Annotated in this window: 10 protein-coding genes; 6 read left to right on the top strand and 4 right to left on the bottom strand. The window is 40.7% G+C overall.

What is annotated here, in order from left to right; translation table 11 throughout:
* Nucleotides 1-38: 38 nt before the first annotated feature.
* Genes fni through mvk form a run of 4 tightly spaced genes read right to left on the bottom strand, consistent with a single transcriptional unit; the run spans nucleotide 39 to nucleotide 4,131 of the window.
* Entirely contained in the window at nucleotides 39-1,070 is a 1,032-nt protein-coding gene (gene fni, locus FC81_RS10205) for a type 2 isopentenyl-diphosphate Delta-isomerase (protein ID WP_057746565.1), read from the bottom strand.
* Nucleotides 1,071-1,092: 22 nt separating this feature from the next.
* Nucleotides 1,093-2,166 carry a phosphomevalonate kinase gene (locus FC81_RS10200; RefSeq protein ID WP_057746561.1) on the bottom strand — a complete coding sequence of 358 codons (1,074 nt, stop codon included), beginning with the start codon at nucleotides 2,164-2,166 and terminating at the stop codon, nucleotides 1,093-1,095.
* A 34-nt stretch (nucleotides 2,167-2,200) separates the two neighbouring features.
* Entirely contained in the window at nucleotides 2,201-3,178 is a 978-nt protein-coding gene (gene mvaD, locus FC81_RS10195; protein WP_057746557.1) for a diphosphomevalonate decarboxylase, read from the bottom strand.
* Nucleotides 3,178-4,131, bottom strand: a complete 954-nt coding sequence (mvk, locus tag FC81_RS10190) for a mevalonate kinase (protein WP_057746839.1) — start codon at nucleotides 4,129-4,131, stop codon at nucleotides 3,178-3,180. The genes mvaD and mvk overlap by 1 nt, the downstream gene beginning before the upstream one ends.
* Before the next feature lie 251 nt (nucleotides 4,132-4,382).
* Here mvk and FC81_RS10185 point away from each other — a divergent pair, with 251 nt between their 5' ends.
* The 6 genes from FC81_RS10185 to nth all read left to right on the top strand — a co-directional run bounded on the left by FC81_RS10185 (nucleotide 4,383) and on the right by nth (nucleotide 11,781).
* Complete coding sequence (locus FC81_RS10185; RefSeq protein WP_235804683.1) at nucleotides 4,383-7,226, top strand: helicase C-terminal domain-containing protein; 2,844 nt, start codon at nucleotides 4,383-4,385, stop codon at nucleotides 7,224-7,226.
* An 81-nt stretch (nucleotides 7,227-7,307) separates the two neighbouring features.
* Entirely contained in the window at nucleotides 7,308-7,805 is a 498-nt protein-coding gene (locus tag FC81_RS10180) for a cell wall elongation regulator TseB-like domain-containing protein (protein ID WP_057746552.1), read from the top strand.
* A gap of 19 nt (nucleotides 7,806-7,824) precedes the next feature.
* A complete protein-coding gene (locus tag FC81_RS10175; protein ID WP_057746549.1) occupies nucleotides 7,825-9,006 on the top strand; it encodes a pyridoxal phosphate-dependent aminotransferase in 1,182 nt (393 codons plus the stop codon).
* Nucleotides 9,007-9,018: 12 nt separating this feature from the next.
* Nucleotides 9,019-10,320: an asparagine--tRNA ligase gene (gene asnS / locus FC81_RS10170; protein ID WP_057746546.1), complete on the top strand. Its 1,302-nt coding sequence runs from the start codon at nucleotides 9,019-9,021 to the stop codon at nucleotides 10,318-10,320.
* An 88-nt stretch (nucleotides 10,321-10,408) separates the two neighbouring features.
* Nucleotides 10,409-11,140 (top strand): DnaD domain-containing protein, encoded by a 732-nt coding sequence (locus FC81_RS10165; RefSeq protein ID WP_057746543.1) that lies wholly within the window; start codon nucleotides 10,409-10,411, stop codon nucleotides 11,138-11,140.
* Nucleotides 11,140-11,781, top strand: a complete 642-nt coding sequence (gene nth / locus FC81_RS10160; RefSeq protein ID WP_057746540.1) for an endonuclease III — start codon at nucleotides 11,140-11,142, stop codon at nucleotides 11,779-11,781. Before FC81_RS10165 ends, nth begins: the two co-directional genes overlap by 1 nt.
* The last annotated feature ends 211 nt before the right edge of the window (nucleotides 11,782-11,992 follow it).

The following is an 11,992-nucleotide window of genomic DNA, read 5'->3' as shown; positions in this document are numbered from 1 at the left end:
ATAAGCTGGCATGTTGTTGAGATAACTGCTGGCTTATCTTATTTTTTTAAAAGCTGTTTTTGAAAAGAATCTAGCTCAGGTGACAACGTGAAAAAGGTCTTACGTAATTCTGCGATGTTATGACAGCCTAATAACACCATCAAGGCTTGGACCTGGTATTTGAGCTGACTAATTAATTCAATTAAGCCAGTACTGCCCTGTTTAAGAACAGTATGCAGGAATAAACCGGAAAGACCGACATTATCAGCACCTAGGACCAAGCATTTCACGATCTCAAGAGCATTTTTGATCCCGCCAGAAGCTGTAAATGAGAATTGTGTTTGGAATGGTTGGCTGGCAATTAAAGTCTCCGCTGTCGAAAGACCAAAATCATCAAGTAATGGGAAATCTTTGCCGCGCCTACGTTGATTTTCGATTTTGGCAAAATTAGTTCCCCCACGGCCAGAGAGGTCAACATATTTGATCCCAATCTCATGCAGTTGTTGTAGAGTTTGTGGGGTAATTCCGAAACCAACTTCCTTAACTAGGATCGGGATAGTTGACTTAGCGGCAATTTCTGCAATGCTAGCACGCCACTTGAAACTACGATCACCTTCAGGCATGACGATTTCTTGGGCCGCATTCAAATGAAGTTCAAGAATATCAGCTTTGAGTAGAGCAATTGCTTTTTGCGCATCTTGAAAAGTGTGGCCCGCGCCTAAATTGCCTAAGACGATTCCTACAGGATTCTTTTCACGTACGATACTAAAACTAGCGGCAGTCTCTGGCAGCTTTAGCGCGATACTTTCAGAGCCGGTCGCCATAGGAATACTAGTGGCAGCAGCGGCAACGGCTAGCTTTTCATTTAACTTAGCTGTTGCTGGGCTACCACCAGACATAGCATTAATAAAAAAAGGAGCTGGAATTTTTTTCCCAGCTAAGGTCGTTGTGATATCAACCTCATCCCATGCGATCTCGGGAAGATTATGCGGGAAGAGCTTTACCTGTTCTAATCCATTATGGCTATCAGCCTGATAAAGTTTTTCAGCGATAAAAACATGTTCATCCTTGCGATGAGAATGTGTATCCATCCAGTCAGCTTCCTTTCACTTCTTAATCATTAACACGGTGGACATGGAGATCTAGGGGCTCGATGCCAACTTCTTTCCAGTTCGCTAAGAGTGCCTGAGTATTACTAGAATCGTTAATTAAAACGATTCCGCAATCACCACCGCCAGCGCCTGAGGTTTTGGAGGCACCACCAAATTTTTCTGCCGTCTCGCAAAGTGCATGGAGAAGGGGTGTTTCAATTTGAACATCACTTAATACTCCTAATGATTGTAGGAGTTTACGATTGCGGCGAATCTCCTCTTTAATGGTTGCCAAGCTCTTCGTCTGAAAACCTTTAATCATTCTTTTTAAACAGGCGCGGCTATCGTGTAAAAACTTTTGGTAGTTTTTGACCTGTTCAGCCTTTTTAAGGCCTACAGCATCAACAAGATGCGATGTTGATGCTGGTGAACCGGTCCAACCAATTAGTAAAGATAGTTCCTTGGGGGGAGTCAGCAATTCAACATTGAGCTGCGGCCATTTACGATCAATTAGGGCTGTCAGTGAATAACGGTGACGTGCTTTTTTCAACCAGTTACGGTCAAAAGAATTATAAGCAATCCAACCACCATAAACACTAGCAGCGATATCACCCAGTGAACCATTTCCTTGAATATCAAGATGTGCAATAGCTGCTAATTTAAAGAGCCGGCTTTTTGTCATCGGTAAATTATAGAAATGGCATAAAGCTTTGACAGTAGCCACTGTAACGGCCGCAGAACTGCCTAAACCATATTTTTTACCATCAGGACTATCTAGATCACTATCGATTCTTAGGTGGTAACATTTCATTTTTTTGCCGATTTCTTGCGCGTAGGTTTCTGTTAGCTTAATGGCAGAAAGAATATAGTGAAATGGATTATCACGGTTATCGAAAACCATATGGTTGCCTTCACGTTTCCAGAGAAGTGAGTTCTCCCGATACTGTTGTGAATAAATTGAGCCATAGTCGCCGCTTTCTTTGACGGTAACAGTTACGAACTGATTAAGTGCCACTAGAATTGCAGGGAAGCCGGTTTCAACAACTGCATATTCTCCCGCAATATAAAGTTTTCCTGGTGCTTTGACCGTAATCAAAAAATCATGCCCCTTCAACAAATTAGTTATAATCTTATTTTTTATCGATCAGCCGAACACCCGGTCCCGAGTGAGCTAACAATAGTTGATTTTTAGCGAATCTAGTTCTAAGTCTTGTTAAAATACGACTGCTGTCCTTGTCTGAGCAAAGAATTTTGACGTTAGGACCTGCATCCAATGTATAATAACAGTAAATACCCTCTGAACGCAATAATTCTACTAGCTGCATTGCTTCAATACTCGCAGGTTCAAAGTAGCTGAAGTGCGGACTAGCACTCATATTCAGTGCGTGCATTTTCATCGCATTCTCTTCAGCAATCGTTCCCATCTTTTTAAAATCGCGCTCTTTGATAGCTTTTTTGATAGCACTCAGGTCTTGTTCAGCTTGTTTGATCCAAGCGGGGTAGAAGGGTGAGGTTTCAATGACTAGTTGCATCCCAACTCGACTTGAGATTTTCTTCTTAGCCTTATCAATAACAACAACGATCATACAAAGATCCCAGTTGAGGTCCTCTTCGATGGGGATCGCATAAGAACTCTGATCATCGTGTCCTTGTTGCCACTCAACAAAGCCGCCGTAAATTGATCGGCTTGCAGAACCAGACCCCCTGCGCGCGAGTCGAGAAAGATCAGGACGAGACAGTTCTAGCCCAGCAGCTTTGCTGGCAGCTAATGCTAAAGCTGCGTACGCTGAGGCTGATGAAGCTAGTCCAGCCATTGTAGGCACATGGTTGATTGAATTGATCCGTGCAAATGAATTGAGATGTGCTTTAGCACGGACTAAATCCATAAAACGAGTAATTTTAGCAGTATCTTGTTTTTCGTGATTGAGATAAAAGCTGTCTTGTTTTAAAGTTTGGTCGAAAGATACTTCAGTATCGGTATAGAAGTGATCAAGTGTTAGTGAAAGACTATTATTCATGGGAAGGATCAGGTCCTGGTTTTTCTTGCCCCAGTATTTGATTAATGCAATATTAGTGTGAGCACGTGCCGTAAAGGTTTTTACAGGCATTAGTTATTCTCCTCCTCAGAAGCGTTTCCTAACGGTTGAATCCATGTTTTAGTAACACCATGTGTGTGTAATTGCGCTGCTATTCGTTGGGCCTCTTCTTGATCTCTGACTAGGGAAATGAAACACCCACCGCGTCCACCACCAGTTAATTTGCTACCTAATGCACCAAGATCAAGACTCGTCTTGATAAGCTCATCAAGTTGCTTGTTGCTGACACCAAGTGCAGCTAATTGAGCCTGTGCGGCGTTAAAAGTCTGTCCTAGACCAGTAGCATCATCATTAGCAATTTGTTTCCGTGCCATAAAGGCCAGCTTACCTAAGGTTTCAAGTAAAGTTTGTGTTTCATGTGGTTCAAGTTCTAAGCGTTTTTTGACACTTGCGACCGCCTCACCAGTCCGTCCTTTTATACCGCTGTCGCAGATCAACAGACAAGCATTTAAATTAATTGGTAACGGTAAAAGCTCGTGGTGCTTAACCATCCAAACAGGTTGCGAACTTGCAGATGTAGAAGCATCTAAACCACTGGGGTTACCATGTGTGATGCTTTCTGAGATATCAGCAAGTTGAAGTAATTTAGCATGGGTAAGATGCTTATTAAGATAGGAGTACAGAGCCCTAATGACAGCAATGGCAGTTGCCCCTGATGACCCCATACCTCGTTCAGCCGGAAGAGCGCTATTGATTGTCATAATGAAAGAATCTTCTGTAGCTGAAAGTTCTTCCAAGATGTGTTTAATCAGCTGCTTTATTCCATCTAAGGAAGCAGGTGCTCTCCGCAATTCTCCGTCAAAATAACGACTATGCAAAATTTGCGTACCACTGTCTGTTTCTTCAATATGTACATTAGTTTTTACTTTAGAGAGCGGCAGCGCGATAGCAGGCCGCCCGTAAACGACAGAATGTTCTCCAATTAGGATAATTTTAGCGTGGCTTTCTCCACTTCCGGAACGCATAATTTTAACCAAATCGATGCTTCCTTTCTATCATAAATAGTTACTATTATTATAATATCATACTACAAAGACGATTAAATTATTCTAAATATAATCTTGTTACAAACAAATAAGATTATACATATTAATCAACCTGCTGACAATATAACAACCCTTAAAATCTTTAAATATTGAATAAGATTATCTTTGAGGCCTAGGAACTAGTGCTTGATTAACGGATTTTAATTTAGAACGCTTAAACAGACAAATATGTGCTAAAATGGCGAGTAGATTATGCGAAGAAAGTCGGTGGAACAATGAGCTTGGCAAGCACGTACGCGGTAGTTGATATTGAGACGACTGGTACTAGTATTGATGGGACAAATCGAATAATTCAATTCAGTTGTGCATTTGTTAAGGGTGGGAAAATAATTAATCGCTTTAACACAATGATTAATCCACTAATACCGATTCCAAAAGAAATTCAGCATTTAACAGGTATTACAAATAAAGATGTGCAAAAGGCACCATTATTTGAGGATGTCGCAGCAACGATTTTTGCTTTGCTACAGGAAACGACTTTTGTAGCACATAATATCAATTTTGATTATCGCTTTTTAAATGCGGAATTTGAACGAATAGGTTATCCAGCATGTGAGTTGCAGGGAATAGACACAGTTCAGCTTAGTCAAATCCTGTTGCCAACATTGTCTAGTTTTAAATTGAGTTATTTAAGTGAATATCTTAATCTAAGCCACCAACATCCGCACCATGCGGATAGTGATGCTGAAGCAACAGCACAATTACTGATCTTTTTATTGAAAACTATTGCTAATTTGCCAATACGAGTGCTTGAAGTGATTGCATCATATCAGAATAGTCTGCTGATGCAAACCGGGGTATGTTTTAAGGAAGCACTTAAGAAGAAACAGCGTCAAGCTAATGTACTTCCTCCCTATCTGCAAGAAGTAAGCGGCCTTGTTTTACGCCGCTTTGAGTCTGATGTCAGAACACGGCAAGAGGGACGATATCCTGTAAGCGAGGATGCCAAAAGAAGGCTCTTTGCTAAGATGCTTGAGTGGCGCCCAGCACAAATAAAAATGATGGATCATATCCATCGTTTGTTTGAAGAAAAGAGACATTCATATCTGGTTCTTGAGGCACCGACCGGTCTAGGTAAAACACTAGGTTATCTGATACCTGCCGCATATGCCGCCAGTACTGGTCAAAAAATTGTGATCAGTACAGCAACAACAGCTTTACAAACGCAGATGAAGGAACAGGTACTACCATTGCTACAGCAGATTCTACCTTTTGAAGTAACCGCTGCTGTCTTAAAGGGGAGTCAGCATTACCTTGATTTAGAGAAATTCAACTGGTCATTACATCAACCGCAAGGAAAACAGACACGGTTATTGCAGCTACGGTTACTGGTGTGGCTGACAGTTACTAAAACTGGTGATTTAGCTGAATTACACTTAACTAAGTATCAAGATCCATTATTTGATGAGATCAGACACCATGGACTTGAGAATCTTGAAGAGGGAAGTAAATTTGCAAAGTTTGATTTTGTTCGGCGGCAGCATACTTATCAGGCAACTGCTGACCTTTTGATAACAAACCATGCTTACTTATTGAACCATGCTGACTCATTGGGCAATACGCGTACAAACCTGATTATTGACGAGGCACAACATCTTTCCAGCATGGCACTGACTAGCAATCGTAATGAAATTGATTTTGATGAGCTTAAGATTCTCTGTGATTCACTTTTAGTTAAGGCAGAATCTAAAGTTTCTTTTGCTTTTAACCAATTAGAAGCACAACAATTCTTAACTAGTGCCGAAAGAGAGGCCATTTTAGCGCAGATACGTGTGCTTGACCAACGTTTCCCACTTCTTAGGAGTAAGTTAGTTCACTATTTTATTCCACGGGGAAATAAGAAACAAACCTTTTTTGAAAGTATTGTTCCAATGAAACGATTACGCGGTTTTATCAAAGAAAACTATGCCAGTGTCCGTTACATTACTAAGGCTTTTGCAGAGCTTGATCATGAAACGCTGCAATTACGGCAGCGCTTCGAGCAATTTAAGGGGGCAGATCGTTTAGACAAAGAAGCAGTCCATTTCTTAAATGGTTTTTTTGAACTTCTAGATAAACTGAATACTTACCAGCAATACTGGTTGCGTTTAGACTTGAATAAGCTTGAAAAGCAGGTAGATGAAACGGTTGTTTGGCTCACCCTGCCATTAGATCATCCTAATGCACATTTGCGGCTTCAATTTGGTCTATTACGGGCAACTAATTTTTTACGTCCGTATATCTATCACAATTTCGACCATGTTCTTTTTGTTGGCGCGAGTCTGCTTTTGCCGAATGGAACGGAGTATACGCTTGACCAGTTGGATTTACCACGGGAGACACCACTGATTCAATTACCAGGTGTCTTTAATTACCATAAGCAGGCTCTGGCTTTGATAGCAGCCGATGCACCGGATGTTACACATGATTTAAATGAGTATGTCGCCTACTTGGCAGAAACCTTGACGGTGATTATCCAATCTAATAAGCGCCAAACACTGATTTTATTTAATTCATTAGCAATGATTGAAAAAGTTTACCACGCCCTCAGTGCAAAAGGCGTTACTTTACAGCGGGACCTTTTGGCCCAAGGAATTACAGGGAGCAATGCCAAGCTGATAAAAAGTTTTAGATTGTCTAAGGACGCGGTTTTATTGGGAGCAGGGACTTTTTGGGAAGGTGTTGATCTGCCTAAAAAGCGTTTAGAAGTATTGATTATCACACGTTTACCTTTCCAAGCGCCGAATACACTGCTTAATCGGGTTAAATATCATCAATTAGCACTCACAGGGCAGGATCCCTTTCAGAATATTGCTCTGCCTGAAGCGATGCTGCGTCTCAAGCAAGGTTTGGGGCGTTTGATTAGGACCCCAGCTGATCGTGGAGTCGTCATCGTACTTGACAGCCGAATTATTACTAAGAATTATGGCGATCAGATGCGGAGAGTCTTTCCAGTTACAATGCCGCTAAAAGTTATTAAAACGGACGAATTGAAAAAATATTTAGTGAATTTTTGGGAAAAACCGTCACCTTGACTTCAAAAAAAATTTGATTATTGCTATAATAAAGCGAACATAATAGTTTTATTACAGCTATAGAAGAGATGAGAGGGGTCTATGAAAAGAAAAAATTATGGTCGAAGCAGACTGAGAAAAATAATGGTTTTTGCAATGGCAGTGATCATTATTTTTGGGACCTTTATTATTTACACGCAGTTAACAGCACCTAAGAAGGAAGCTCGTTCAGAAGCAACTACACTGGCACGTAAGTATGCTAAGTTGAAGACGGTGAAGAATTTTTACTGGTATAATAGACAGCGGACATACTTTACTGTTACAGGTCAGAATACAAGTGGACAGGATGTCTACGTCGTTATTGCCCAAAAGGGTGGGCAGATAAATATCTACTCGCATGATAAGGGGATTGATGAGCAAAAGGCTCGGACGATCGTCCAGCGTGATCAGCAGCCGCGGAAGATAACTAAAGTTGCAATGGGGATGTGGCAAAAAAAGCCGGTCTGGGAAGTAACATATCTAAATAAATATAATAATTTATGCTATGATTTGATTTCATTTAAAGATGGTTCATTAGTTAAAACAATTCAAAATATTTAGAATAATGAAGGTGTAAAAGATGAAAATAGCAAGCAGAGTTATGCAGGTTCAACCCTCGGCAACACTGGCGCTTTCAGCTCAAGCTAAGAAAATGATTGCAGCAGGAATTGATGTCATCAATCTTGGTGTTGGGGAACCAGATTTTAATACACCGTCCCGGATTAAAGAGGCTGCGATCGAAGCGATTAAAGCAGGAAAGTCGGACTTTTATACGCCTGCAACGGGTATCACAGCTTTAAAACAAGCTGTTTGCGATCGCTTACAGTCGGACTTTGGAGTTGCATACGTGCCCGAACAGGTTGCAGTTACTGTTGGTGGTAAGTTCTCATTGTATGTCCTTGCACAGACTTTGCTTGACGAGCAAGATGAAGTATTGATCCCATTGCCCTATTGGGTTAGTTACGGTGAGCAAGTGAAACTTGCGGGCGGAAAACCTGTTTTTGTAATGCCAGCAAATAAGGCTAAGGTTACTGTAACAGAGCTTGAAAAGGCGCGTACTGCTAAAACCCGTGCGGTCATTATTAATTCACCGCAAAATCCGTCAGGCCTAATCTATACTCGAGATGAGTTGTTGCAGATTGGTGAATGGGCGGTTAAAAATGATGTTGTGCTCATTGCAGATGATATGTATGGCAAGTTGGTTTATAATGACCATCAGTTCGTTTCGTTGATTGAACTTGGTCAAGCTATCAGAGACCAGACGATTTTAGTGAGTGGCTTATCTAAGGCCTATGCTATGACGGGTTGGCGTGTAGGTTACACTGTTGCGCCACGTGAAGTTATTCAGAAGATGAACGTTGTTATCAGCCATGCAACGAGCAATTTAGCAGCTGTAAGCCAATATGCTGCGCTGGAAGCTTTGACAGGTGACCAAAGTGTTGTTGAAAAGATGCGGGTCCAGTTTGAAAAAAGATTGAATATAGTTTATCCGCAGTTAACAGCGTTACCTGGTGTCAAATTACCAGATAAGCCAGAAGGCGCTTTTTACCTTTTCCCTAATGTTGCGGAAACAGTTAAACTGACGGGTTTCTCAACTACTGAGGATTTTGCTGCTGCCTTACTTGAGGAAGCACATGTGGCTGTTGTAGCTGGAGCTGCCTTTGGAATGCCAGAACATATTAGATTGAGCTATGCTACTGACTTAGATAGCTTAAATAAAGCTTTAAAACGAATTAAATTATTTATTGAAAAACATATGTAGGGGGCCGCGTTGTTGGAGACGATTAGTATTATTGATGCAAAGAAACATGTTAATGAAAAAGTTAAGATAGGTGTTTGGTTAACGAATAAACGTTCAAGCGGGAAGATCGCTTTTTTGCAATTACGTGATGGGACAGCTTTTTTTCAAGGCGTTGTTGTTAAGAGCAATGTTAGTGCAGAGACTTTTGCATTGGCAAAGGAAGCTAGACAAGAAGAGAGTATGTATGTAACTGGTGAGATTCATGAAGATACGCGGTCACACTTTGGTTATGAGATTGAGATTGAAAGTATTGAACCAGTTGGTGCAAGCCAAGATTATCCGATCTCACCCAAAGAACATGGGGTCGATTTTTTAATGGATCACCGTCATCTTTGGTTGCGGTCCAAGAAGCAATTCGCAATTATGAAGATTCGGAGCGAAGTAATTAGAGCTACCTATGAATTTTTCCACCAAGAGGGTTTTGTTAAGTTTGATGCACCGATCCTGACTGGTTCAGCGCCAGAAGGGACTACTGAGCTTTTTCATACGGAATATTTTGATAAGGATGCGTATTTGTCACAATCTGGTCAGTTGTATGAAGAAGCAGGGGCAATGGCTTTTGGTAAGGTCTTCTCGTTTGGACCAACTTTCAGAGCTGAAAAATCAAAGACCAGAAGACATTTGATTGAGTTCTGGATGATTGAACCTGAGATGGCATTTATGCATCAAGAACAAAGTTTAGAGATCCAAGAACGCTACATTGCTTTTCTTGTTCAAAAGGTTTTGGATAATTGTCAGTATGATTTAAAACTTCTCGGGCGTGATCCTAAAGTTTTGCAGCGTTATACAGAGCTGCCATACCCACGTATTTCTTATGATGAAGCGATTGAACTGCTGCAAAAAGCTGGGGATTTTCCGGATGTTAAGTGGGGTGAAGACTTTGGTTCACCTGAAGAAACATATCTGGCAGAACATTTCAGTAAGCCAGTTTTTGTTTTGAACTATCCTAAAGCGATCAAGCCATTTTATATGAAGCCACACCCAACACGTGAAGATGTTGTCATTTGTGCTGATCTCTTGGCGCCAGAAGGATATGGCGAGATTATCGGTGGTTCTGAAAGAGCAACGGACCCAGCTTATCTTGAAGCACAGATCGAAAAAGCTGGACTTGATAAGGCTGATTACCAATGGTACCTTGATTTACGCCGTTATGGCAGTGTACCGCATTCTGGTTTTGGCCTAGGCTTAGAACGGGCAGTGACATGGATTACAGGTGAAGATCATATTCGTGAGGCAATTCCGTTCCCACGTTTGTTGAACCGTATTTATCCTTGATAAGAGACTAAAAGCAGTTAGGGTAGAGTTGTTTATCTTGGCTGTTTTTTTATAGTTATTTAGCTATTAAAAAAGGATGGGAATAGTAATGGATAAAGTACTACGAGCATATTTACACGAAGGTCAGATGACGGTCGCAAATCTTGTACTGCATAATTATCATTCTTTGGGAATGGATGACGGTGAGTTTGTTTTATATTTACAAATAGACAGCTTTATTCAAAAAGGCGAACCGTTTCCCGCAATTGAAAAACTAGCTGAGAAAATGGGTAAAAGTACAGCTGAAGTTTATCAGATGCTACATAGCTTGATCGAAAAGAAGTTAATGGAGATCAAAACAATCGCGGATGATAATGGTAGAAAACATGATATTTATCAATTTGACTTATTATTTGAAAAACTAGCACTTAAGCATCAGCAAAATGAAAAAGTTAAAATTGATGCTGAAAATAAAGTTAGTCGTGATCAGGTTTTTGGTAGTATTGAAGTTGAATTTGGGCGGTCACTATCGCCTATCGAATTAGAAACAATTAATTTATGGCTTGGCGAAGATCATTATGATCCGGCACTGATCTTATTGGCCTTACGTGAGGCTGTTTTGAATCAAGCTTATAGTTTAAAATACATTGATCGGGTATTATTGAGCTGGGAGCGGCAACATATTAGAACAGCGCAGGATGTGCAGCGTGAAAAGCAGAAAGTTCGTCAGCGTAGGCAAAATGAGAGTACAGACAAAAGAGCGTCTAAACGCAATTATGATAAACCAGATATTCCACTTTACCATTGGTCGGATTCCTCTGAGAAGAGAGATGAGCATTAATGTTAAGTGGTAAAGATACGGTCAAGGCTATCACGATTATGAGTGAAAAGTTTCCAGAAGCACGGACATCACTTGAAGCTGACACAGACTTCCATTTTCTTTTAGCGGTTATCTTGAGTGCACAAACAACAGATAAGGCTGTTAACTTGTTAACACCGCGATTGTTTGATACATACCCGACTCCAGCCACATTGGCAGTTGCAGAGATAGAAGATGTTATTCCATTGGTACATTCAATTGGGCTGTATCGTAATAAGGGGAAATATATTATTGCTTGCGCAAAGGATATTGTACACAAGTTTGGTGGTCAGGTTCCACGGACTCGGCAGGAATTGATGCAGTTGGCTGGTGTTGGTCGTAAGACAGCTGATGTAGTTTTAGCTGAGCGCTTTAATATTCCAGCTATTGCAGTTGATACACATGTAACCCGTGTTTCAAAAAGATTACGTATTGTTCCGCAAAAAGCAGATGTACTAACGATTGAAAAGACCTTGATGAAGAAATTACCGAAAGACTTATGGATAAAGGCACATCATTGCATGATTTTCTGGGGGAGATATCAATGTACAGCGCGTAATCCGCATTGTGCTGATTGCCCTTTATTGTCAATGTGTGCTGAGGGTCAAAAGAGAGTAAAATAAAAAAGGAGAGTGTGACATAAGCCGGGAAAATTTGAGTAATAACTCGAAATTACGAACATAGCGAGTACTTTGCTATGAGTAATTCGAAGTTAGACGGAGAATTTTGACTTATGGAACACGTTTATACGCAATAAAAAAGGGAGCTGTGCCAAAATTGGTTCTACAATATCTGTTGTTGGTAATAGATTTCTCTATTACTAATGACAGATTT

Origin of the sequence: Liquorilactobacillus capillatus DSM 19910 (genome assembly GCF_001434915.1) — a bacterium.
Taxonomy (GTDB): domain Bacteria; phylum Bacillota; class Bacilli; order Lactobacillales; family Lactobacillaceae; genus Liquorilactobacillus; species Liquorilactobacillus capillatus.
This window is presented reverse-complemented; position numbering and strand designations above follow the sequence as displayed.

Bases quoted from the DNA above. Each gene is read 5' to 3' on its own strand.
- FC81_RS10180 (WP_057746552.1), top strand. From the start codon at position 7,308: ATGAAAAGAAAAAATTATGGTCGAAGCAGACTGAGAAAAATAATGGTT.
- fni (WP_057746565.1), bottom strand. From the start codon at position 1,070: ATGGATACACATTCTCATCGCAAGGATGAACATGTTTTTATCGCTGAA.
- FC81_RS10175 (WP_057746549.1), top strand. From the start codon at position 7,825: ATGAAAATAGCAAGCAGAGTTATGCAGGTTCAACCCTCGGCAACACTG.
- FC81_RS10165 (WP_057746543.1), top strand. From the start codon at position 10,409: ATGGATAAAGTACTACGAGCATATTTACACGAAGGTCAGATGACGGTC.
- nth (WP_057746540.1), top strand. From the start codon at position 11,140: ATGTTAAGTGGTAAAGATACGGTCAAGGCTATCACGATTATGAGTGAA.
- mvk (WP_057746839.1), bottom strand. From the start codon at position 4,131: ATGCGTTCCGGAAGTGGAGAAAGCCACGCTAAAATTATCCTAATTGGA.
- mvaD (WP_057746557.1), bottom strand. From the start codon at position 3,178: ATGCCTGTAAAAACCTTTACGGCACGTGCTCACACTAATATTGCATTA.